Annotated in this window: 19 protein-coding genes; 2 read left to right on the top strand and 17 right to left on the bottom strand. The window is 37.8% G+C overall.

Annotated features, from left to right (window positions below):
* Positions 1-5 precede the first annotated feature (5 nt).
* The 11 genes from rnc to IGK91_RS00480 all read right to left on the bottom strand — a co-directional run bounded on the left by rnc (position 6) and on the right by IGK91_RS00480 (position 12,575).
* A complete protein-coding gene (gene rnc / locus IGK91_RS00530) occupies positions 6-692 on the bottom strand; it encodes a ribonuclease III (protein WP_010720414.1) in 687 nt (228 codons plus the stop codon).
* 291 nt (positions 693-983) lie between these two features.
* Positions 984-2,762, bottom strand: coding sequence for an oligopeptide ABC transporter substrate-binding protein (locus IGK91_RS00525; RefSeq protein WP_010720415.1), 1,779 nt, complete (start codon positions 2,760-2,762; stop codon positions 984-986).
* 27 nt (positions 2,763-2,789) lie between these two features.
* Positions 2,790-3,704 carry an ABC transporter permease gene (locus IGK91_RS00520; RefSeq protein ID WP_010720416.1) on the bottom strand — a complete coding sequence of 305 codons (915 nt, stop codon included), beginning with the start codon at positions 3,702-3,704 and terminating at the stop codon, positions 2,790-2,792.
* 27 nt (positions 3,705-3,731) lie between these two features.
* Positions 3,732-4,694 carry an oligopeptide ABC transporter permease gene (gene opp4B, locus IGK91_RS00515; protein ID WP_010720417.1) on the bottom strand — a complete coding sequence of 321 codons (963 nt, stop codon included), beginning with the start codon at positions 4,692-4,694 and terminating at the stop codon, positions 3,732-3,734.
* A complete protein-coding gene (locus IGK91_RS00510; protein WP_010720418.1) occupies positions 4,694-5,638 on the bottom strand; it encodes an ABC transporter ATP-binding protein in 945 nt (314 codons plus the stop codon). The genes opp4B and IGK91_RS00510 overlap by 1 nt, the downstream gene beginning before the upstream one ends.
* Positions 5,639-6,643: an ABC transporter ATP-binding protein gene (locus IGK91_RS00505; protein WP_010736807.1), complete on the bottom strand. Its 1,005-nt coding sequence runs from the start codon at positions 6,641-6,643 to the stop codon at positions 5,639-5,641.
* 270 nt (positions 6,644-6,913) lie between these two features.
* Positions 6,914-7,156: an acyl carrier protein gene (acpP, locus tag IGK91_RS00500; RefSeq protein ID WP_010720420.1), complete on the bottom strand. Its 243-nt coding sequence runs from the start codon at positions 7,154-7,156 to the stop codon at positions 6,914-6,916.
* A 121-nt stretch (positions 7,157-7,277) separates the two neighbouring features.
* Positions 7,278-8,279, bottom strand: coding sequence for a phosphate acyltransferase PlsX (gene plsX, locus IGK91_RS00495; RefSeq protein ID WP_010720421.1), 1,002 nt, complete (start codon positions 8,277-8,279; stop codon positions 7,278-7,280).
* Between the two features lie 47 nt (positions 8,280-8,326).
* Positions 8,327-10,363: an ATP-dependent DNA helicase RecG gene (recG, locus tag IGK91_RS00490; RefSeq protein WP_430605310.1), complete on the bottom strand. Its 2,037-nt coding sequence runs from the start codon at positions 10,361-10,363 to the stop codon at positions 8,327-8,329.
* Between the two features lie 123 nt (positions 10,364-10,486).
* On the bottom strand, positions 10,487-12,160 hold the full coding sequence (locus IGK91_RS00485) for a DAK2 domain-containing protein (RefSeq protein ID WP_081123100.1): 1,674 nt from the start codon (positions 12,158-12,160) through the stop codon (positions 10,487-10,489).
* 52 nt (positions 12,161-12,212) lie between these two features.
* A complete protein-coding gene (locus IGK91_RS00480; RefSeq protein ID WP_010720424.1) occupies positions 12,213-12,575 on the bottom strand; it encodes an Asp23/Gls24 family envelope stress response protein in 363 nt (120 codons plus the stop codon).
* Between the two features lie 270 nt (positions 12,576-12,845).
* Between IGK91_RS00480 and rpmB the strand changes: the two genes are divergently transcribed.
* On the top strand, positions 12,846-13,034 hold the full coding sequence (rpmB, locus tag IGK91_RS00475) for a 50S ribosomal protein L28 (RefSeq protein WP_010720425.1): 189 nt from the start codon (positions 12,846-12,848) through the stop codon (positions 13,032-13,034).
* A 360-nt stretch (positions 13,035-13,394) separates the two neighbouring features.
* Positions 13,395-16,019 (top strand): YfhO family protein, encoded by a 2,625-nt coding sequence (locus IGK91_RS00470; RefSeq protein ID WP_034866722.1) that lies wholly within the window; start codon positions 13,395-13,397, stop codon positions 16,017-16,019.
* 486 nt (positions 16,020-16,505) lie between these two features.
* Here the strand turns inward: IGK91_RS00470 and IGK91_RS00465 are convergent, their stop codons facing one another.
* The 6 genes from IGK91_RS00465 to rplQ all read right to left on the bottom strand — a co-directional run bounded on the left by IGK91_RS00465 (position 16,506) and on the right by rplQ (position 22,009).
* A complete protein-coding gene (locus IGK91_RS00465; RefSeq protein ID WP_010736803.1) occupies positions 16,506-17,837 on the bottom strand; it encodes a hypothetical protein in 1,332 nt (443 codons plus the stop codon).
* Between the two features lie 285 nt (positions 17,838-18,122).
* The gene (gene truA / locus IGK91_RS00460; RefSeq protein ID WP_010736802.1) at positions 18,123-18,869 is read right to left on the bottom strand and encodes a tRNA pseudouridine(38-40) synthase TruA; all 747 of its coding nucleotides are present in this window, start codon (positions 18,867-18,869) and stop codon (positions 18,123-18,125) included.
* Positions 18,870-18,884: 15 nt separating this feature from the next.
* Positions 18,885-19,682 carry an energy-coupling factor transporter transmembrane component T family protein gene (locus tag IGK91_RS00455; protein ID WP_010720435.1) on the bottom strand — a complete coding sequence of 266 codons (798 nt, stop codon included), beginning with the start codon at positions 19,680-19,682 and terminating at the stop codon, positions 18,885-18,887.
* Positions 19,672-20,541 carry an energy-coupling factor ABC transporter ATP-binding protein gene (locus tag IGK91_RS00450; RefSeq protein WP_014834362.1) on the bottom strand — a complete coding sequence of 290 codons (870 nt, stop codon included), beginning with the start codon at positions 20,539-20,541 and terminating at the stop codon, positions 19,672-19,674. Before IGK91_RS00450 ends, IGK91_RS00455 begins: the two co-directional genes overlap by 11 nt.
* Positions 20,517-21,356, bottom strand: coding sequence for an energy-coupling factor ABC transporter ATP-binding protein (locus IGK91_RS00445; RefSeq protein WP_010736800.1), 840 nt, complete (start codon positions 21,354-21,356; stop codon positions 20,517-20,519). The genes IGK91_RS00450 and IGK91_RS00445 overlap by 25 nt, the downstream gene beginning before the upstream one ends.
* A 272-nt stretch (positions 21,357-21,628) precedes the next feature.
* Complete coding sequence (gene rplQ, locus IGK91_RS00440; RefSeq protein ID WP_005880733.1) at positions 21,629-22,009, bottom strand: 50S ribosomal protein L17; 381 nt, start codon at positions 22,007-22,009, stop codon at positions 21,629-21,631.
* Between the last annotated feature and the right edge of the window lie 12 nt (positions 22,010-22,021).

Below are 22,021 nucleotides of genomic sequence, written 5' to 3'. Positions count from 1 at the left end.
TACTTTTACAGTGCTGCCAGTGCATTTTCTGCAGCAGCTTGTTCTGCTAGTTTTTTCGATTTTCCTTGCCCAGTCCCAATCAACTTGTCATCTACATAGACTTCGATCCAAAAAATCCGTTCATGTGCCGGACCTTCCTCTTTTATTAATCGGTATTCAATAAATACATCACCTGATTTTTGCAACACTTCTTGCAACTTCGTTTTATGATCCATCTCATGTGAAAAAGCACCTGCTTTGACTTTTGGAAAGACAACTGTTTGAAGAAAGGCATGGGCTGCTTCAAACCCTTGATCAAGGTACAAAGCACCTAGAAAGGCTTCAAATAAGTCACAAAGAAGAGCTGGTCTGGTTCTTCCCCCAGAATTTTCTTCTCCTTTACCTAACATGATATATTTATCAAATCCACATTCTTTGGCAAACTTGGATAAACTATCTTCACGAACGATCGCCGCACGTGTCTTTGTTAGTTTCCCTTCTGGGATATCTGGATATAAACGATATAAATATTCTGAAACCATTAATTCTAATACGGCATCTCCTAAAAATTCTAATCGTTCATTATCTGATAATTGAAGGTTGCGATGCTCATTCACATAGGATGAATGGGTAAAAGCTTGTTCAAGTAAATTGAGATCGTGAAAAACGATAGTATACTTTTCTTTTAATTCATTTGTCAGCTGATTGTCCATTTTTCACATTCCTTTATGGATATTTTTTCAATACTTCCTTATTATACTGGTTTTTGTCTAAATTTGAAATGGTTCCGACAAAAGGTAAGTAAAGGTTTAATAAACCTCAAGAATCCAATGATTTTTTCGATTAAAGAATTTATTAGCTGATCATTTGATTGATTTGATAAATAGTATTCAAAAGTTGCCAGCTATACGAAAAGACCTCCCAAACCGTTTCCGTGTTTGGGAGGTCTTTCTCATTGCCAGATTCGTTCAATACTTTCGCTAAACGGCATGTATGTCCTTATTTTAAGAACGTGATTCTGCTGTTACCGTTACTTTCGCCCATGGATTTGGTGCATCATATGACCAATCCCAATCTTTAGTACGATCGCTCACTGGTAGTACTTCATTACGGAACAATGTTGGAATTGCGAAAGCTTCTTCAAATGCATATGCTTGCCATTTTTTATATGCTTCTTTTTGGTAATCTGCATCAAATGCTTCACTTGAATTGATATCATTGATCAATTTCGTATTTTCTTCTGATTCAAAACGAGTGTAGTTGAATGCTGCATTTGGTCCCCATAGTCCGTTTGGATTTGGATCAGTTCCTGTACTCCAAGCTGCTTGATATACATCAATTTCAGGATCGTCATTTTCTAATTTATCGTAGAATGAGTTAAATTCGATTAAACGTCCAGTCGTGTATTTCACATCTAAGCCGATTTTTTTCCATTGTTGCACATAGTAATCAGATAATGGTTGCGCTGTTTCGCCACCTGACATTGAAGCAAAGTTGATCGTTAATTTATTTCCGTCTTTATCTTCACGTAACCCATCACCATCTACATCTTTATAGCCAGCATCATCCAATAATTTGTTTGCTTTATCGATATCTTGCGTAAATCCTTTTAGATCGTCATCGTGGAATGATTCAAATACAGGAGGAATCAATGAAGTAGCATTGCTTCTTAACCCTGCATAGAAACGTTCTCCTACTGCATCGTTATCTAATGCATAACCCATTGCTTGTCGCAATGATTTATCTGCCATTTTAGAATTTGGATCGTATTCAACACTGCTCTTTTCAGCATTCCATTTACCTAATTTGAAGCCTAAGTAAGTGTATGATGTTTGTTCACGTCCTAAGTTTGTGTAACCTGAGACATCTTTATATGTGTCATACGTATCTGTAGGCATTTGGAAAATCATGTCATAAAGTTTTGAGTTCAAAGCTTCTGTTGCACTAGCAATCGGCAATGATTTCATCGTGATTTTTTTCAATTGTGGTTTGCCATTCCAGTAATATTCATTTGGTAGATACTCTACTGATTCTCCTGCAACGATATTACTCATGTAATATGGACCAAAAGTCACTGGATTTTTACGTACTTGATCACTTGATTCCATGTCTTTGATTGCTACACCTTCAAGTGTGTGTTTTGGAGCTGCATATGCCCAAATCCCACCACCTGATTGAAGCATACTTGGTTCCACTTTTTTATATTCGATTTCAACTGTCTTATTGTCCACTTTTTTGATACCTGAGATTGTCGGAGCGCTACCGCTATGGTATTCTTCCATCCCAACGATGTTTCGGAAGTTATCATCATAACGGATACCTGTATAATCCTTGTTACCGATAATTTCATAAGGGAAAATCACGTCATCTGCGGTTACATCTTTACCATCTGACCATTTTACATTGTCTTTTACTTTGATCGTTGCTTTTTTCGTCTCTTGGTCTAAATCTAAACTCGCTGCACCATCATTTGTGATCTTGAAGTCCGCATCATTTGTAAATAGTGCTTCATGAGAAGGTGCCATAAATGCTGCATCGTAAGAATCTTGATAAAATTCCCATTGGAACAATCCTTTGAATTGACTATCGGTTGCTACTGCAGCCTCCAATTCGCCATCTTTTATTGCATCTTTATCATTTTTCGTTGAGATTGGAAATGTTAATTCCTTCTTCTCACCGTTATTTGCTGAACTCCCAGAAGAGTTAGAACCTCCGCCGCTTCCACAAGCAGCTAATGCCATTACTGAAAAAAGTGTAACAACGCCTAAAATTGATTTCTTCATTCCTTATTTCCCCCTTTGCTTTCTTCTTTATCCTAATCGTTGGCGTGCATCGGCAGAACGCTTAAACGCTTGTCCAACATAGTTTATACTCAACATCAATACTAAAATTAGAATTGACGCAGGTAACCAGATCCATTGTCGATTCACTAAAACCTCACCGTTGCTGGCATAACCGATTAGTGTTCCTAAACTAGGAACATTTGCTGGTAAGCCAAACCCTAAGAAAGTCAAAGTGGTCTCGATCCCAATATTTGCTGCAAAGTTCATCGTTAAGTTGGTAATGATCAATGAACTTAAGTTAGGCATGATTTCACGGAACATGATTTTAAAATCACTTGTTCCCATTGTTTTTGAAGCACTCACATAATCACGCCTTGCTTCTGATAAAGTTTTACTTCTGAATAATCGAGCTTTAGCAACCCAATAAAATGCACTCATAATGAAGATGAACGACCAAACATTATATCTAGAGATAATCGATACAAATACGATAATAATCAACATAATCGGTAAAATCATAATGAAGTCAACGATACGCATCAAAATATTATCGATGATCCCCCCATAAAACCCAGAAATGATCCCTAGTCCAACCCCGATAATCGAAGTGATGACTGTGATTGCAAAACCAATGGTGACGGAGTTTCTTGCACCGATAATCAGTTGTCCTAAAACATCCCGACCACCTTCATCTGCTCCTAAAATAAATTTTGTCCCCTCGGTAGAGATAGCACCTGGAGCTGCATATTTATCAAAGATGCTGACATACATTACTTTATCTTGGTCTGTAAATAACGCACCGATAAAGATAACTAACAATAAAATAACGAGTAAACCTAATGAAAAAATGGCGATTTTATCTTTTTTAAATTCACGGGCAATCATTCGTAATCCCATTGGCGGGATACTTTCTTGCACAACGTCTTTCTTTTTATCACTCATTTGTCTTTTCTCCTTTCTGATTGAATTTTATTGGATACGGATACGTGGATCAACAATGCTCATGATGATATCTGAAAGCAAGGTTCCGATCAACGTCGCAATTCCTAAAATCAATACTAAGGAGGTAATAACTGTATAGTCACGTTGTCCGATCGAATCAATAAACAATTTACCGACTCCTGGGTAGCCAAAAATCTTTTCAATAACTACTGAACCAGCAATCAAGGAAGTAATTTCATAACCCATTTGTGAAGCCATCGGCAATGCCGCGTTTCGGAAAATATGACGACTAAATACTTTATTGGTTGGTACCCCTTTTGAACGGGCAGTTCGCACAAAGTCTAAAGATTTTGAATCAATGACTTCGCTACGTAAATACTGAATCGTTACAGCTGTAGCTAAAAAGGCTTGAGTGATCGATGGTAAAATGATGTATTTCATGCGATCAATCAACTGGGTGAAAAAGCCCCCTTGGATTCCTAACGTCTGGGAGCCGCTGGTTGGGAACCAACCTAGACGATAACCAAATACAAATAACATAATCAATCCAAAGATAAATAACGGAACAGCAAAACTAAAGAAATTGTAGATTACAACAGCTTTATCCAAAAATGAGTTTTGGTATCTGCCCGCCAACATACCTAGTGGTACAGCAATCAAATAAGTAATGATAACTGTTAAGATCGACAAGTAAAGAGTATTGACGATACGCTCACCAATCAAATCAGAAACTGAACGTTTGTATAAGAAACTTTGACCGAAGTCTCCTTGTAACGCATTCCCGATCCATCGGAAATACTGGACATACCAAGGATCATTCAAACCAGCTGCCTGTCTCATTTGCTCGATGACTGCTGGATCTTGGTTGGGGTTGATCAACCCGGTAAAAGGATCTCCAGGCATCGCTTTTGCCAACATAAAGATCAAAATACTAAGAATAATAACTTGTGGGATCATTAATAATACACGTCGTAATATCGTTTTCCACATTAGCTGGCACCTCCATCTTTCAACGCTACTTTATGCGTCGGTGTGATCGTACGGAGATCGTACACTCGACCAGTTGCATCGTAGTACTCCTTTTGATTTTGGATGTACTCACGTTCCACTCTTCGTCGATTCTCTTTGTGTAACTCCCGATTTTCGACATCAATCCGAGGGATAGCAGACAGTAAACGTTTCGTATAGATATGACGTGGATCATTATAAATATCTTCTCGTGTACCAATTTCAACGAATCGACCTTTATACATAATTGCGATATTATCACACATATGTTTCACGACTCCCAAGTCATGAGAAATAAATAAATAACTTAAACCAAATTCTTGTTGGATTCGTTTCATGAAATTTAATACTTGCGCCTGAACGGATAAATCCAATGCAGAAACTGGTTCATCTGCTACGATGAGTTTTGGGTTTGTCGCAACTGCACGTGCAACCCCTAAACGTTGACGCTGTCCACCTGAAAACTCATGTGGATATTTATACAGCGCATCTTCCGGCATCCCTACGATATCCAGTAGATTTTTCACTTTTTTCTTTTCCTCTTGATCACTCAAACGTTCAAAGTTACGGATCGGTTCTGCAATAATATCCAATACTCGCTTTTTAGGATTCAAGCTGGACATTGAGTCTTGGAAGATCATTTGAACATCTTTGTTATAGCCAATTTTTTGTCGGTTACTTTTTTTAGTGACATCTTTACCTTCATAAATGATTTGTCCTGAAGTCACTTTTTCTAATCCAACGACTGCTTTCCCTGTCGTTGATTTACCAGAACCAGATTCTCCGACTAAGCCATACGTTTTTCCTTTTTCAATAATGAAGTCGACACCATCTACTGCATATACATGATCCGTTACTCGATTAAAGAATCCACTACGAATAGGATAGTGTACTTTCAAATCGCTGATTGTAATTAATTCTGTCATCTACACCTCTCCTTTTTCGTCTCTAAAGTGGAAATGTTTGTAGCAAGAGCAACGAACCAAATGATTCGGAGCAATTTCATGAAGGACAGGGTTTTCTTCGTGATCACTGGCTGGAATCCAAGGAATCCGAGGAGCAAAACGACAACCAGTTCGTGGCATATTTTTCAAAGAAGGAACAACGCCTTCAATCACATGGAGCTCAGCTTCATGGTTCCCCTCTTGAGGAATAGAGTTCAACAATGAACGGGTATAAGGGTGTTTAGGATTTTCAAAAAGTTCTTTGACCCCAGCTACTTCAACAAATTGACCGCCATACATTACCGCTACCCGATCAGCCATTTCTGCCACAACACCTAAGTCATGCGTGATCAGAATGATTCCTGTTTTGGTTTCTTCTTGTAAGTCTTTTAATAAATCAAGAATTTGCGCTTGAATCGTTACATCTAGCGCTGTCGTTGGCTCATCTGCAATAACAATCGGTGGCTTACACGCAATCGCAATGGCGATGATTACCCGCTGTCTCATCCCCCCAGATAATTCATGAGGATATTGTCGTCCGACTCTGGCAGGATTAGGAATCCCAACTTGCTCCAACAATTCCAAGGCACGAGCTTGCCGTTGTTCAGCGTTCATTTTGGTATGATAAGATAACCCTTCCTTAATTTGATCTTCAATACGCATCAAAGGGTTTAACGCAGATAACGGATCTTGGAAAATCATCCCAATATCATTCCCGCGGATTTTGTTATACAAAGTTTCATTCAATTCAATCAAGTTTAAATCATTATATAAAATTTCGCCTGTGATCTTTGTGTTGTTTGGATCAAGTAACCCCATAATAGTAGTCGCTAATGTACTTTTCCCGCAACCAGATTCTCCAACGATTGCTAAGATCTCGTTTTTATCTAATGTAAAAGAAACGTCATCTACTGCATCGTAATACTCATCTTTAAGACGGAAGCCTGTATGTAGGTTCTGAACATCTAATAGTTGATTATCTGACAATCGAATACCCCTCTCTGCTCCCTGGTTGGAAGTTTTCTTAATAAAAAATGATATCCCACAGAATAAAACGTTTTATAATAAGCGTTATTCTAAGGATAGTGCAATATATTATTAATAATTATATATAAAACCCCTCTACAATGCAAGAAAATTTCAGTCAGTTGCCAGAATTGTCAGAAAAATCTATTTAAAATAAAGATAAATCACTTGAAAAATTAAAAAAAAGTGAGTAAAGATCCGATTGATCTTTACTCACTTTCATGCTGATGATTAGTTAAGATGATTGCTGATGTAGTCAACTGCCCCACCAACTGTTTCAATTTGTTCTGCATCTTCGTCAGAAATTTCTGTTCCAAACTCATCTTCAAGTTCCAAAACAAATTCCATGATGCTGATTGAGTCAGCTTTTAGGTCATCTTTGATATTTAATTCATCAGTTACTTTATCTGTATCAATTTCAAAATGATTTGAAATAATTTTCGCTACTTTATTAAATACTTCTTCACGTGACAATGTTTTCACCTCCAACAATTATCAAAATTGCCGATTTCCTTCACCAAGGCTAATTTTACTGACATTTTCTAATATTGTCCACCTTTTTTTCTATAGGGTCGTCGACGAGCAACCAGAAACATTATTCTGCAGGTTTTTCGAATTGTTCAACTAACTGCCCTACCACATTGGTTTCCAACATAGTGTGGATTTGTCTGATGGTATGTCTCACTGCATCTGGTCCAGTCGCACCGTGAGTTTTGATGACTGGTGCCTTTAATCCAAAAAGAACTGCTCCGCCATGTTTTGAATAATCCATTTCTGATTTTAATGAACGTAACCCATCTTTCAACAATAGTGCGCCCATTTTTCCTTTAAACCCTTCATTTAAAATGGCAGCTTTCAAAAGGTCCATCAGATTCATGGCTGTTCCCTCAATGGATTTCAATACTGCATTGCCTGTAAATCCATCGGTTACAACAACATCTGCTACCCCGTTCAATAGTTCCCTCGCTTCAACGTTTCCAATAAAATTCAAACTGGTTTCATTTTGAAGTAATTCGAAAGCTTTTTTAGTTAATTCGCTTCCTTTTGTTGCTTCCGTCCCATTATTCAATAAAGCAACTCGAGGTCTACCGATTCCTCGGACTTTTCTTGCATAAAATGAGCCTAAGATGCCATATTGTAATAAATGTTCCGGTTTATTTTCAGCATTTGCACCTAGATCAAGCATATCAAACCCTGCATTGGGTTGACCGACTACCGGTAAAGTAGACATCAGACCAGGGCGTTCGATGTTTTTGATACGACCAACAATAAAGAGTCCAGCTGCTAATAATGCGCCAGTGTTCCCCGCTGAAAAAATCGCGTCTGCTTCACCATTTTTGACAGCTTGTGCTGCCAAAACCATCGAAGCATTCTTTTTACGGCGAATGGCTTTAACTGGTTCATCATCACTATCGATTTTTTCATCTGTATGAATGATCGTCACATTGTGTTCTGTTGTTAGATATTTTCTTATTTCATTTTCCTTACCATAAAGGATAAATTCCACATCTGGGAAATCTTTTTGAGCTAAAGCCACACCTTCCACAATGGCTTGTGGTGCGTGATCTCCACCCATTGCATCTACGGCAATTTTCATTATTTCCACTCCTTTTTTATCATCACTATAAAGTATAGCACAGTCTATTAATCAAAATAACGATTATCTTGATTTTCCAAGTCTAAACTGCGGATCAAATGTTGGTATTCTGGCAATAGTTGCCAATCCTTTAACTGCCATAGCTTTTGTGCCTCATCACGAGCTACCTCTAATATATTACTATCTGTTACAAGATCAGCAATTGCAAATTGCGGTAAGCCTGATTGGCGAAAACCAAATACTTCTCCTGGTCCACGCAACTCTAAATCTTTCTCACTTAGAATAAAGCCATTGTTCGTTTCTGTCATTATTTTCATTCGCTCAATCCCTAATTCATTTTTAGGATTAGCTACCAATACACAATAAGAAGCATCACTACCACGTCCAACACGTCCACGTAATTGATGTAACTGTGCTAATCCAAAACGATCAGCATCCATGATCAACATGACTGTAGCATTCGGAACATTTACACCCACTTCGATGACCGTCGTTGAAACCAAGATTTGCATCTTGTTTTCTTTAAATGTTTCCATAATTGCTTCTTTTTCCTGGTTCTTCATTTTACCATGTAACAATCCGACTTCATACTGAGGCGCAAAAAGCGCACTTAATTTTTCATAAATTTCAACAGCGTTTTTAACGTCTAATGCTTCTGACTCTTCGATCAACGGGCAAATGACATACATTTGATGTCCTTTCGCCAGTTCCTTCCATGTCCAATCTAACACACTATTTAATTGTGGCGTACGAACCCATCTCGTCTCTATTGGAATCCGGCCAGCTGGAAGTTCGTCAATTACCGAAACATCCATTTCTCCGTATGCAGTAATCGCTAAAGTCCGAGGAATTGGTGTGGCTGTCATAAATAAAACATCTGGACGCCAGCCTTTTTCACGGAGTACTTTTCGCTGATTCACACCAAAACGATGTTGTTCATCCGTAATAACTAAACCTAAGTGTTGAAATTCGACTCCTTCTTGAATCAACGCATGGGTACCGACAACGATATCGATTTCTCCTTGTTCCAGCAATTCGAGTAGTTCTCTTCGTTCTTTGGCTTTCGTCGAACCCGTTAACAGAGCAAGTTTAACTTCTTGCGCATCAAATAATTGAAGAAGGCTTTCCATGTGTTGTTGTGCCAAAATTTCAGTTGGTACCATCAATGCGCCTTGAAACCCTGCAGTGACCGCCGCATATAAGGCAATTGCTGCAACAATCGTCTTTCCGCTACCTACATCACCTTGCAATAGGCGTTGCATATGTTGCGGACTTCTTAAGTCACGACAAATTTCATTCGTGACTCTTTTTTGGGCATCCGTCAATTCAAAAGGTAGTTTTTGAATAAATTGTTTCAAGCGCTGGATGTCATATAAAATTTCAATGCCATTTGTTTCTGCTTTTTCCGATTTTTTAAGCCCTTGAAGTCGCATTTGAAATAAAAAGAATTCTTCAAAGACAATTCTTCGTTTTGCTTGATGGTTTTCTTCATGATTTTTCGGAAAATGCATGCTTTTAACAGCTGTTGGCCGATCCAACAGTCGATATTTCTCAACTAATCCATTGGGAAGATTCTCTTCGATCAAATCACCATACTCTTCGAAACCTCTTCGAATCAAATCGACTAAAGTTGTTTGACGGATTGATTTATTGACATGATAGATTGGAGAAAAATCATCCACCGCTTGAGAACCCAAAATTTTCATACCATTTAATGACTTCCGTTTCGCATCCCATTTTCCATAGACAGCAATTTCTTCGGATAAGATCACTTTATCTTTCAAATATGGTTGATTGAAAAAAGAAACATTGAAAACAGCATGATCCTGCATCATACGAAATTGGAGTCGATTCTTTTTGTAGCCAAAGCGACTCATTACTGGTGGTGAAACAACCAGGCCTTTTAAAGTCACTTTTTCTTGATCAAGTATTTCATTTAAATTTCTTTCTTGAATGTCTTCATAGCGAAAAGGATAATAGGTCAATAGGTCTTCGATGGTTTGGATTCCCAGACTAGCAAGACTATCCGCCCTTTTTGCTCCCACACCGGCTAACATCGTCACTGGATCATTTAAAGACCTCATATTTCACCCTCCTTTACCGTATGTTTCACTATCAATCCATTCCTTAGAAATAGGGCTGCACCAACAACCTGGTACAGCCCCCGTTCTTTTACCGTTCGTTCAGGCGAAAAGGATTGTCCTTTTCTATTCTGCAGAGAATAAATACGGATAAACCGGTTGATCGCCTTGATGAATTTCAATTTCTAAATCTGGATGTTGTTCAACTAATTTAGCTGATAATTCTTCTGCTTGATGAACCGAACCACCTTCACCTGCTAAAATCGTCACAATTTCTGTTTCTTCAGTGATCATTTTTTCTAAGGTAGCGAATGAAGTTGCCATCATGTCAGAATCTGAGATAACGATTTTCCCGTCAATCATCCCTAAGAAATCGCCCTCAGTAATTTTCACACCATCAATGGTTGTGTCACGAATCGCATGAGTAATCTGCCCACTAACGACACTTGCAAGCATTTCTGTCATAGTCGCTTTGTTTTCTTCCAACGATACTTGATCATTAAATGAAAGTATCGCAGTTAATCCTTGAGAGATCGTTTTTGATGGTACGACCGCTACTGGGATATCTGCTACTTCAGCCGCTTGATCCGCAGCCATGAAGATATTTTTATTGTTTGGTAATACGATGACTTTATCCGCATTGACTTCCTTGATCGCTTTAACGATATCTTCCGTACTTGGGTTCATCGTTTGTCCACCACTAATGACATAGTTTGCTCCTAAACTTTCAAATAACTCTTGCACTCCTTTACCGGCTGCAATCGCTACGATCCCATAAGGTGTACGAGCTGCTTTTTGTGGTTTCGCTTGCTCATCGTGTTCTAAAATCGTTTCATGCTGTAAACGCATGTTGTCGACTTTGATTTTTACTAATGAACCAAATTTTTGTCCATAATTTAATACTTCACCTGGATTTTCGGTATGCACGTGGACCTTAATGATCTCATCATCATTAACAACCAATAATGAATCACCGATTCCATCTAAGTAATTACGAAATTCTTCATAGTCAAATTGGCTATCGACGGTTGGCCCTTCACCGATTTTTACCATGATTTCTGTACAGTAACCATAATGGATATCTTCTGTTGCTAATTGACCTTGGACACTGCGATGATGCTCAGCATTGACCATTTCATCCATTTCAGCTGGTGATGGTTCATAGACTTCTGTCATTTTGAATTCACCATTCAAGGCACTTAAGAAGCCTTCATATACAAATAGCAAACCTTGACCGCCACTATCGACGACACCGACTTCTTTTAACACTGGTAACAAATCAGGTGTTTTCGCTAAGGCACGTTTCCCACCTTTTACCACAGCCGTCATCACTTCAACAACGTCGTCACTTGTTTTAGCTTTCTTTTCTCCTGCTTTTGCAGCTTCACGGGCTACTGTCAAAATGGTTCCTTCAACAGGCTTCATGACTGCTTTATAAGCTGTCTCAACGCCATGCGTAAAAGCCGCAGCTAAATCTGCAGCGTTTAACACTGTCACATCAGGTATTTGCTTTGAAAAGCCTCGGAATAATTGAGACAAAATAACTCCTGAATTTCCTCTGGCTCCCATTAGTAGGCCTTTTGATAACATTGCTGCTAACTCGCCTACTTTTTCAGAAGTAGAATCAGCAACTGCTTTAGCTCCACTTGTCATAGATAAATTCATATTTGTACCTGTATCTCCATCAGGAACTGGGAATACATTTAACGAATTGACATATTCTGCATTTACTTGCAGACGATTCGCGCCCGCCTGAACCATTTCCTGGAATTGGCTTGCACTGATTTCTGTTACACTCACCTAGATAATCCTCCTTCAGATCGACTGCTGAATCATTCAGCAAGCCTTCTGCCTAGTCTGGCAGTACACGAACACCTTGGACGAAAACATTAACAGAATTGGCTGTTACACCTAGTAATGTCTCCAAGTTGTATTTTACTTTTTCTTGGACATTGCGAGAAACTTCTGAAATTTTTGTACCATAACTAATGATCGTATAAACATCTACTGCGATGCCATTAGCTTCTTGGCGAACAACTACTCCTCGAGAATAATTTTCTTTTCGTAGAATTTCAGTAATATTATCTTTTATTTGGTTCTTGCTGGCCATTCCTACAACACCGAACACATCTGTTGCGGCGCCACCAACAACTGTTGCAATCACATCATTGGTAATTTCAATGGTTCCAGCTGACGTTTGAATTTTTACAGCCATGAATGAGCCTCCTTAACGGGCAAAATACTCCCATTTTTCTTCTATCATATTTTATCATAGCGTCACCCGAAATAAAAGGCAGTTACCCTAAAGTACTCAAAAACCGCTGAAAATTTTAAAATTAGTCCTGTATAATTTACAATTATTCCCATGGATTGTCAATTCTTGCTATGAAAAGACACTTGCATATTACCCCTTCATATGATATGTTATTCTGGTATGAGCTGAATTATTCTATCGCTCCAAATCGAGGTAAAGGGGGAAAATTACATGGCAAAAGTTTGTTACTTTACTGGTCGCAAGACAAAAAGTGGAAACAATCGTTCTCATGCGATGAACTCAACAAAACGTACTGTTAAACCTAACTTACAAAAAGTTCGCGTTATGATCGACGGAAAACCTAAAAAAGTTTGGGTGTCAACTCGTGCTTTGAAGTCAGGAAAAGTTGCACGCGTTTAATTGAATGAAGTTTGAACCGTTCGGTGCGTGAACGGTTTTTATTTTTATTATAATGCCTTACTTTTCATAAAAGAAGTTAGTTGAAAAGCCTACAAATGATCTTGATGAACGATCATTTGTAGGCTTTTTAGGTTTTGCCAAGTCCTTAATATTAAACATGTATTCTTTTAAAAACTGGTATTTTATTATTTATAAAATCAGTTTATATAAGTTTTCTTGCCTTTTATTTTCAAAATAAACGTTATTTATTATTGTTTTTTTATTTTTTTGGAAATGCCAAGTCTTTTCATGTAGTTAAAAATATGAATATGATAAACTAGAGATAACTTCATATTTCATAGAAATTTGGTGAATGAATCAATGAAAACAAAAATCAAACTTTTTTTAAAAGAAAATGGTCGTTATGCTTTTGCTAGTTTTCTGATCCCTTTTTTGATACTTGCGTTAGTTTACTTAAGTATCGGAATTTATCCAGGAAGTAGCCGAAGCATTCTTGCAAGTGATGCATTTTCTCAATTTTCAAATTTCCATGCAAGCTTTCGGAACATGTTATTAGGAAAGCAAAGTATTTTTTATACTTGGAACGCTTCATTAGGTCTGAATTATTTATCTTTAATTTCATATTACTTAGGCGGATTATTTACTCCGCTTGTTCTTTTGTTTCCTAATAATATGATGCCTGATGCTTTATATTTTCTAACTCTGCTTAAAGTTGGGTTTGCTGGATTATCTTTTTGGTTCCTTGCGCGGACGTATAAAATTCCACGTTGGGGACAAGTGGCTTTAAGTGTTAGCTATGCTTCGATCTCTTTCATTACCGCTCATTCTGAGATCATTATGTGGTTGGATGCGTTTATTTATCTTCCACTTATTATTTTGGGTATCCATCGGGTCATGGATTATAAACGACCAACATTATTATTTGTTAGTTACTTATTGCTCTTTTTATCCAGTTTTTATATGGGCTTTATGATCGGTATTTTTTCTTTTCTTTATTTTATGGCAAGGCTGTTTACAAAATGGTCACTCTACAAAAAATCGATTGTACCTTATGGGATTACTTCCTTATTAGCTGGTGGAGCATCAATGATCATTATTCTTCCAGCAGTCTTGGATCTCCGATCAAATGGCGAAACATTAACACAGATCACTACACTAAAAACCGAAGCTACCTCATATTTGGATATCATCATGAAAAACATGATCGGTGTCTATGACACAACCAAATATGGCTCCATTCCTTTTATTTATGCTGGTTTGTTTCCATTAGTTTTATGTCTATTTTATTTTGCTAGTCGAAAAATCAACTTAAAGAACAAACTTTTGTATGGTAGTTTATTTGCTTTATTGATTGCTAGTTTCTATCTTGTACCACTCAACCTCTTTTGGCATGGTATGCATGCGCCTAATATGTTTTTGTTCCGCTATTCCTATTTGTTTTCTTTTCTCGTCCTTTTGTTAGCGGCCAAAGGATGGGAACGAATAACTAAAGAGGATCAAGGCTTACTCCTAAGTATCATCATCATTTTAGCAGCAGTTTTTGCTATCGCATGGGGACTTAAGCCTAATAATAGTTACTCTTATATTACAACGACATCGTTTGTCTTAACGATTGTTTTCTTGAGTCTTTACGCGTTAACAATTGGCTTTTTCCAGCAACCAAAACAGCCCGTTAAATACCTTAGCTTATTGTTACTGTTACTGATGACAGGAGAAGCAAGTGTCAATACGAATAGTATGATTCATGGGATATTAGACGATTGGAATTATGCTTCACGAAGCTTATATACTGATCCTGCTCCTAGCATCAAGTCACTTGTTGATCAGACAAAACAAGAATCGGATACTTTTTATCGATTAGAAAATCTTGATCCGATTTCTCCTAATGATTCCATTAACTATGGCTATAGTGGTATCAGTTTGTTTTCTTCTATTAGAAACAGGAACTCTTCTGCTTATCTAGATTCGTTAGGCTTTCGTTCAAGAGGAACAAATCTTAATATCCGCTACGCAAACAATACGTTATTGATGGATGGGTTTACAGGAATAAAATATAATATTGCTAAAAACGACAGTAGCTTTAGCAAATATGGCTTTGTGAAAGAAAGTCAGAGCGATGACTATACACTCTATAAAAATCTAAATGCTTTACCGCTAGCTTTTACAGCACCAGTAGATATTAATCACGTGGAACAACCATTAACTGACAATCTCACGAGTCAAACCAATTTGATCAATCGGCTGGCTGATTTAAATGAGCGGTATTTTACTTTCTACACACCAACTTTGAAAAGCCAACAAAACGTCACAGTAAACAAGACGTCTACCGGGGTGACTTATTCTGAAACCACGAATAACCAGCCCAAAACGCTCACTTGGGAAGTGCGTGTACCAGCAAACACACAAGCTTATCTCAGTTTGTTCCCTACTAACTATGCCCAATTAGAAAGTTCTACCGCCACGATTACTGTCAACGGTGTGTCACGAAAGACTCAGATCAGTATTTCTGGACAATATTATGATCTAGGATATTATCCTCAAGACACAACAGTTACTTTCTCTGCTAGTTTTTATGGCACAAAAGAGGTTAGCTTTATGGAACCTAAAGTTCTTGGACTTGATGTTGTTGCTTATCAAGCAGCAATGAATCAAATCAAAGAAAATGGTGTTGCTATGAAAACGACCGGCCGAACCGCCACTGGTACTGTCAACACATCCGAAGAAAGAATGCTAGTCACAACGATCCCTTATGATGCTGGCTGGTCCGCAAAAATCGATGGAAAGGCAGTCAAAGTCGAAAACTTCAAAGATGCCTTTGTAATGATCAAACTACCTGCAGGCAAACATACCGTCACTTTTAGTTACTTACCTCAAGGTTTTATCATCGGATCGATTTTGTTCGTTCTTTGTATCGGACTTTTTATCCTATATGTGTGGTATCAAAAGAAAGAGCCCAAAGTAAATAAGCGATATAAACATAGTTAATGATCCACTCAGCGCCATCATTTCTAAAATTGAAATGATGGCGCTGATTTTTACGTTGATGACTCTTGTAGTTCTGATTACTTATCTACTACCGTATTCAGTAATTTCATTATGTTCTGTTATCTTCCTTACAGGACTTGTGGAGCCTGCAATCCTTGACGTTGATTGCAGACTCGAACTTGATTCACGCCTTTTCTCCAAAAGCTCTCCTAAGCGTTGAACATCACCCTGTTGATTAGATGAACTGCCATTATTTAAATTCCCACCTCCGGAAAGAGAGGGTGAATTGTCAAGGATCCAATCGCTTATTTTTATTATTTCAACCTACAAAACATGTTCCGTCATGGCAAAACCTACCAAATAAAAAAAGACAGAAAGAAACTTTTCTTCTTTCTGTCCCAATTATTCTATCTCTCATAACCAACATCAATTTCTGATCATTCCTCAACGAAGTTAAAAAGTTAAATGTTCTGGTTTATTGATTACTTATCTGTCGTACCCAACGGCGCCCTTAGGATTATTTACCCGGCTTACAAGATTTGGAGATGCTGTAGGTCTTTCAGACTGCGAATCTATTTTGACCACCTGTGTGCCACAGTCTCCTAAAATTACTCTCAGTTCTTTTTTCTGACCATTACTCAACCTACCGTTATCTACCTTTCCATTCTCCACTTCTCCGTTATTAAACTTGCCATTATTCCCCTCTTCATTACTTAATTGTCTAGCGATTCTTTGATATATTGGGTTGTTTTGCAAGTCTCTAATATTATTCACATATGTAGATTTAGACAAAGGAACTCCACCTGTTTTTTTGGTTTGAGAGGTAAGTTGATTTAAACTGCCTGTTTTTCCTTCTTGTCCTGACTTCTCCTCACTCGGTAATATCAAAGAGGTGTTTTCTGTAAATTCTTTTTTTGCAGACTCTGCTGTTCTTTCTTGTGCTACTGGATTATTTAACTTTATTTGATTTAATACGTCAACGAATTTTCTTCTATGCTCTCCTTGATCAGAAGGTTTAGTTTCTGACGATTCCTTTGTTATTGGCACTGGTATTACTGTTGTCTGATGTATGGGCAGGTTCTTTAGGAATATGTTACCCATAGCGTTTTTAAAAATTTCTTTCTCAGTTGCTGTCATAGCCATAAACGATTTTGAACCAGTTGTTTCTCCCAATATGCTAGTTGGATTTTCCATCTTCGCACTCGATAGTACTGATGGATTATTGTTTGCCGAATTTTTTGCTGAGGCTGATGTTACTATTTTTGGCTGTATGGATGGGTTTTGTTGGAATATATTACCCATAGCATTTTTAAAATTTTCTTTCTCAGCTGCTGTCATAGCCATAAACGATTTTGAACCGGTTGTTTCTCCCAATACGCTAGTTGCATTTCCCATCTTCGCACTCGATAGTATTGATGGATTATTGTTTGCCGAATTTTTTGCTGGGTCTGGTGTTACTATTTTTGGCTGTATGGGTAGTTTTTGTTGGAATATATTACCCATAGCGTTTTTAAATTTTTTTTTCTCATCTGCTGTCATAGCCATAAACGATTTTGAACCGGTTGTTTCTCCCAATATGCTAGTTGCATTTCCCATCTTCGCACTCGATAGTATTGATGGATTATTGTTTGCCGAATTTTTTGCTGGGTCTGGTGTTACTATTTTTGGCTGTATGGATGCGTTTTGTTGGAATATATTACCCATAGCGTTTTTAAAATTTTCTTTCTCATCTAGTCTCGTCTCAATAAAGGGTTTTTCCTCATGTACTTCTCCCAGTATGCTGATTAAAGTATTCTGATCTAATTTTTCATTGCTCATATCATTTATTCTCCTTTCGCTCATTAGGTTCTATTATAAAGAAAAGAATCCTCTCTTTAGCAACAACTTTTTCTTTTTTATATACTTTATGTTATTTCGATTGTTATTTTAAATAATAGTTATTTTATATTTCTATAAAATTGATCATTTAGCTACTTAGATGCTAGTAATATCTTTTTACTGTTATTATTTTTTGGATAATTAAAACTCATAAAAAAATAAAAAAACGTTCCGTTTAGAGAAATATTTTTTCTCTAAACGAAACGTGTGAATAAAAGGTCTTTATTAATCATACACCACTTCATACAGATATAACCCTTCTGGATGAGCTGTGGGTCCTGCAGCATTTCGATCTTTTTTCGCAATGATTTCGGGTATACTATCCTCTGAAAGTCGTCCGTTCCCAATCTTCAGCAACGTACCGACAAGGATCCGAATCATCTTGTACAAGAAACCATTCCCACGAAAAGTAAATAACAACTCATCCCCGGCCTCATTGACTTCCATCTTTGCTTCATAGATCGTTCTTACTTTGTCCTCGATTGAACTTCCAGAAGCACAAAAAGAAGTGAAATCATGGGTACCTATTAAGTCAGGCAATGCTCGTTGAATTTTCGATAAATCAAGTGGATAGGGGAAATAACTTGCGTAATGCCGACGAAACGGACTGCGTGGTTTTCCAATATCGACCCGAAACTGGTAAGTTTTTTCTTTTACTAAATAGCGCGCGTGAAAATCATCTGAAACGATCTCAACGGCTTTAACTGCGATATCTTCTGACGATTGCGTATCTAATGCAAAACGCATACGTTCTAAAGGTCGTTCTTCAGGATAATCAAAATGGATCACTTGCCCCATCGCATGGACCCCTGCATCAGTACGGCCAGAACCAAAGACAGTGATCTCTTTTCCATTGGCCATTTTCTTTAGCGTTTTTTCCATTTCCTCTTGGACAGTACGACCATTTGGTTGCTTCTGAAAACCATTAAAATGGGTACCATCATAGGCAATAATTGCTTTATAACGTGTCATACTTTCACCTACTCATCAACTTCTTAAAAAGACTAATGCAATGGTCATCAAGACAAAAACAACAAGGACCATCGTATCTCGTTGATGCCAATGCAGTATGCGGTACTTTGTTCTTCCTTCACCACCTTGGTATCCTCTTGCTTCCATGGCAGTCGCTAAATCTTCTGCCCGGTTAAAACTGCTAACAAACAAAGGAATCAGTAAAGGAATAACTGCTTTCATTTTTTGGACTAGACTTCCTTCACCAAAATCAACCCCACGGGCTCGTTGTGCATTCATGATTTTCTCTGTTTCATCCATCAACGTTGGTACGAATCGTAGAGCAATCGAAAGCATCAACGAAATTTCATGCACCGGAAAGCGAACTGCTTTTAATGGGCGAAGTAAATACTCAATCGCATCAGATAATTCCAAAGGTGGAGTCGTTAATGTTAATAAGGTAGACATAAAAATGATTAGTACAAATCGGCAAAAAATAAACAGCCCATTCATTACACCGAACTCCGTAATATTGAAGATTCCCCAACTCCAGTAGGTAGCACCACCGCTAGTAAATAATACTTGGAGTGCCACTGTAAATAAAATCAACCAGATCAAAGGACGGATGCCTCGGATGAAAAATTTGAAATCTACCTTTGAGAGAAAGACAGCAAGTAAAGTGAAAACAGCTAATAACGCATAAGTCTGCCAATTATTTGCCAAAAAAATAATTCCAATAAAGTAGAAACTTGCTAATAACTTTGCTCGAGGGTCTAATCGATGGATCAAGGAATCTCCAGGCATGTATCGACCAAAAATTAATTTATTCATCATAAGGTTGTCCCCCTACTAATGCTACGAGCTGATCTGCTAATTCATCTGCAGTGATTGGAAGTTCGGAAAAAAGCGCTGTTCGACTATTCAGCTTTTCCGCAAATTCTGTCGCAGTCGGAACACCTAATTGCTTTTCTTTGAGCCAAGATAGATTTTGAAAAACTGCATGAGGTTGACCGCTATTTACAATCCTACCTTTTTCTAAGACATAAACATAATCAGCGTAATTTGCCACATCATCCATTAAATGAGTGACCAATACGATCGTGATTTTTTGTTCTTTGTGCAGTCGCCAGAACATATCCATCATTTCTTTTCGACCTTGAGGATCAAGTCCAGCCGTTGGTTCGTCTAATACTAGTACTTCCGGCTTCATAGCAAGTACACCTGCAATCGCTACTCGACGCATTTGTCCTCCTGATAATTCAAAAGGAGAACGCTCTAAGTAAGTTTCATCTAAACCAACTTGTTCTAATGTTTCTTTAGCTAAATCTCGTGCATCTTCCTCACTGACACCAAAGTTCTTTGGTCCAAAAGCAATGTCTTTTGCTACCGTTTCTTCAAATAATTGGGCTTCAGGAAACTGAAAAACAATACCTACTTTTTTACGAATGGGTTTTAAGTTTTTATTATTCGTATCGGGCTTGATTTGTCGATCGCCAATATGTACGATCCCACTGGTAGGTTTAATCAACGCATTCAAATGTTGCAGTAAGGTTGATTTCCCACTTCCAGTATGCCCGACTAAGGCTGTGTAGCTATTTTCTTTAATCATTAAATCAATATCAAATAATGCACGTTGTTCGAATGGTGTGTTTGGTTGATAGGTGAAATCTACTTTTTCAAAACGGATGTCCATAACCATTCCACCATCCTTTCTTCTGTCATATATTCACTAGGAACATCAATTCCTCGTTGCTTCAAGGCGCTTTTCAATTTTTCAGGAAAAGGAAGATCTAACCCTAAATTGATCAATTCTGGACCAGCAGAAAAGATTTGTTCTGGTGTGCCTTCATTGACTAATTCTCCTTGTTTCATCACTAATATCCGATTGGCATTTGCTGCCTCATCGATATCATGAGTGATAGATATGACGGTCAAATTACTTTCATCTTTGATTTTTTTAATCGTGGAAATCACTTCTTCACGACCTTCTGGATCAAGCATACTAGTAGCTTCATCTAAGATAATAATATCTGGACGTAGAGCTACGACTCCAGCAATGGCTACTCGTTGTTTTTGTCCACCAGAAAGTCTTGCTGGTTCACGTTTGGCAAAATCGATCATACGTACCTTTTCTAGCGCATCTTGTACACGGATCACCATTTCTTCTCTAGGTATACCTTGGTTCTCAAGACCAAAAGCAACATCATCTTCAACAGTAGATCCAACAAATTGGTTGTCTGGATTTTGGAAAACCATTCCAACCATTTGACGGATCGACCAGATATTTTCTTCATTAAGTGTTTGATTGCCAACTTTCACAATACCAGACTCTGGTAGAAGCAACCCATTGATTGTTTTTGCAAGTGTTGATTTCCCTGATCCATTATGTCCGATGATTGCGATCCACTCACCTTGCTTGATGGTAAATGAAATGTCTTTTAATGCTGGACGAGGGTCATCAGGTTGATATTTGTAATTAATCTTTCCTAATTCAATTATTGGCTCCATAATTACTCCTTCTCCATCCTAAGTTCCTACTAACACTATCAAAAAACACCTGATTTTTCAATTGTTTCCGTTTTAATTAAAGTGTTTTTTTACACCTTCAATTAGATGTCTTGACAGGTAATTGAAGGTACAAAAAAACACTTTATGATGAGTGCATACTCCCCAAACCGATAGATTTGGGGAGTAGCGCTGAGCTAGACTCGGAAGAGTTAACTTCCAACATCATAACACTCTAAAAGAATCATCTATAAAGTGATGTTATTAGTGTGATTTTAGACAAGTTCTAAGACAACCATTGGTGCACCATCACCGCGTCTTGGTTCTGTCTTCAAGATACGAGTGTAGCCACCTTGACGTTCAGCATAACGAGGTGCAATATCATTAAATAGTTTTTGTAAAGCTGATTCAATGACGATGTCCTCATTTTCTTCACGTACGCTAGCAACTTCATTACGTACAAAAGCCGCAGCTTGACGACGTGCATGTAAGTCTCCACGTTTGCCTAAAGTGATCATTTTTTCTGTAGTTGAGCGAACTTCTTTCGCACGAGCTTCAGTAGTCACAATACGTTCGTTAATTAATAAGTCAGTTGTTAAATCACGCAACATCGCTTTACGTTGGCTAGATGTGCGTCCTAGTTTACGATAACTCACGTTGGTTTCCCT

This window comes from Enterococcus sp. DIV1208 (assembly GCF_050530455.1).
GTDB classification, from domain to species: Bacteria; Bacillota; Bacilli; order Lactobacillales; family Enterococcaceae; genus Enterococcus_B; species Enterococcus_B hirae.
This window is presented reverse-complemented; position numbering and strand designations above follow the sequence as displayed.

Coding starts and splice junctions, on each gene's coding strand:
- rnc (WP_010720414.1), bottom strand. CDS start 692: ATGGACAATCAGCTGACAAATGAATTAAAAGAAAAGTATACTATCGTT.
- IGK91_RS00525 (WP_010720415.1), bottom strand. CDS start 2,762: ATGAAGAAATCAATTTTAGGCGTTGTTACACTTTTTTCAGTAATGGCA.
- IGK91_RS00520 (WP_010720416.1), bottom strand. CDS start 3,704: ATGAGTGATAAAAAGAAAGACGTTGTGCAAGAAAGTATCCCGCCAATG.
- opp4B (WP_010720417.1), bottom strand. CDS start 4,694: ATGTGGAAAACGATATTACGACGTGTATTATTAATGATCCCACAAGTT.
- IGK91_RS00510 (WP_010720418.1), bottom strand. CDS start 5,638: ATGACAGAATTAATTACAATCAGCGATTTGAAAGTACACTATCCTATT.
- plsX (WP_010720421.1), bottom strand. CDS start 8,279: ATGAAAATTGCCGTAGATGCAATGGGTGGAGATCACGCACCACAAGCC.
- recG (WP_430605310.1), bottom strand. CDS start 10,363: ATGAGGTCTTTAAATGATCCAGTGACGATGTTAGCCGGTGTGGGAGCA.
- IGK91_RS00480 (WP_010720424.1), bottom strand. CDS start 12,575: ATGGCTGTAAAAATTCAAACGTCAGCTGGAACCATTGAAATTACCAAT.
- rpmB (WP_010720425.1), top strand. CDS start 12,846: ATGGCAAAAGTTTGTTACTTTACTGGTCGCAAGACAAAAAGTGGAAAC.
- IGK91_RS00470 (WP_034866722.1), top strand. CDS start 13,395: ATGAAAACAAAAATCAAACTTTTTTTAAAAGAAAATGGTCGTTATGCT.
- IGK91_RS00465 (WP_010736803.1), bottom strand. CDS start 17,837: ATGAGCAATGAAAAATTAGATCAGAATACTTTAATCAGCATACTGGGA.
- truA (WP_010736802.1), bottom strand. CDS start 18,869: ATGACACGTTATAAAGCAATTATTGCCTATGATGGTACCCATTTTAAT.
- IGK91_RS00455 (WP_010720435.1), bottom strand. CDS start 19,682: ATGATGAATAAATTAATTTTTGGTCGATACATGCCTGGAGATTCCTTG.
- IGK91_RS00450 (WP_014834362.1), bottom strand. CDS start 20,541: ATGGACATCCGTTTTGAAAAAGTAGATTTCACCTATCAACCAAACACA.
- IGK91_RS00445 (WP_010736800.1), bottom strand. CDS start 21,356: ATGGAGCCAATAATTGAATTAGGAAAGATTAATTACAAATATCAACCT.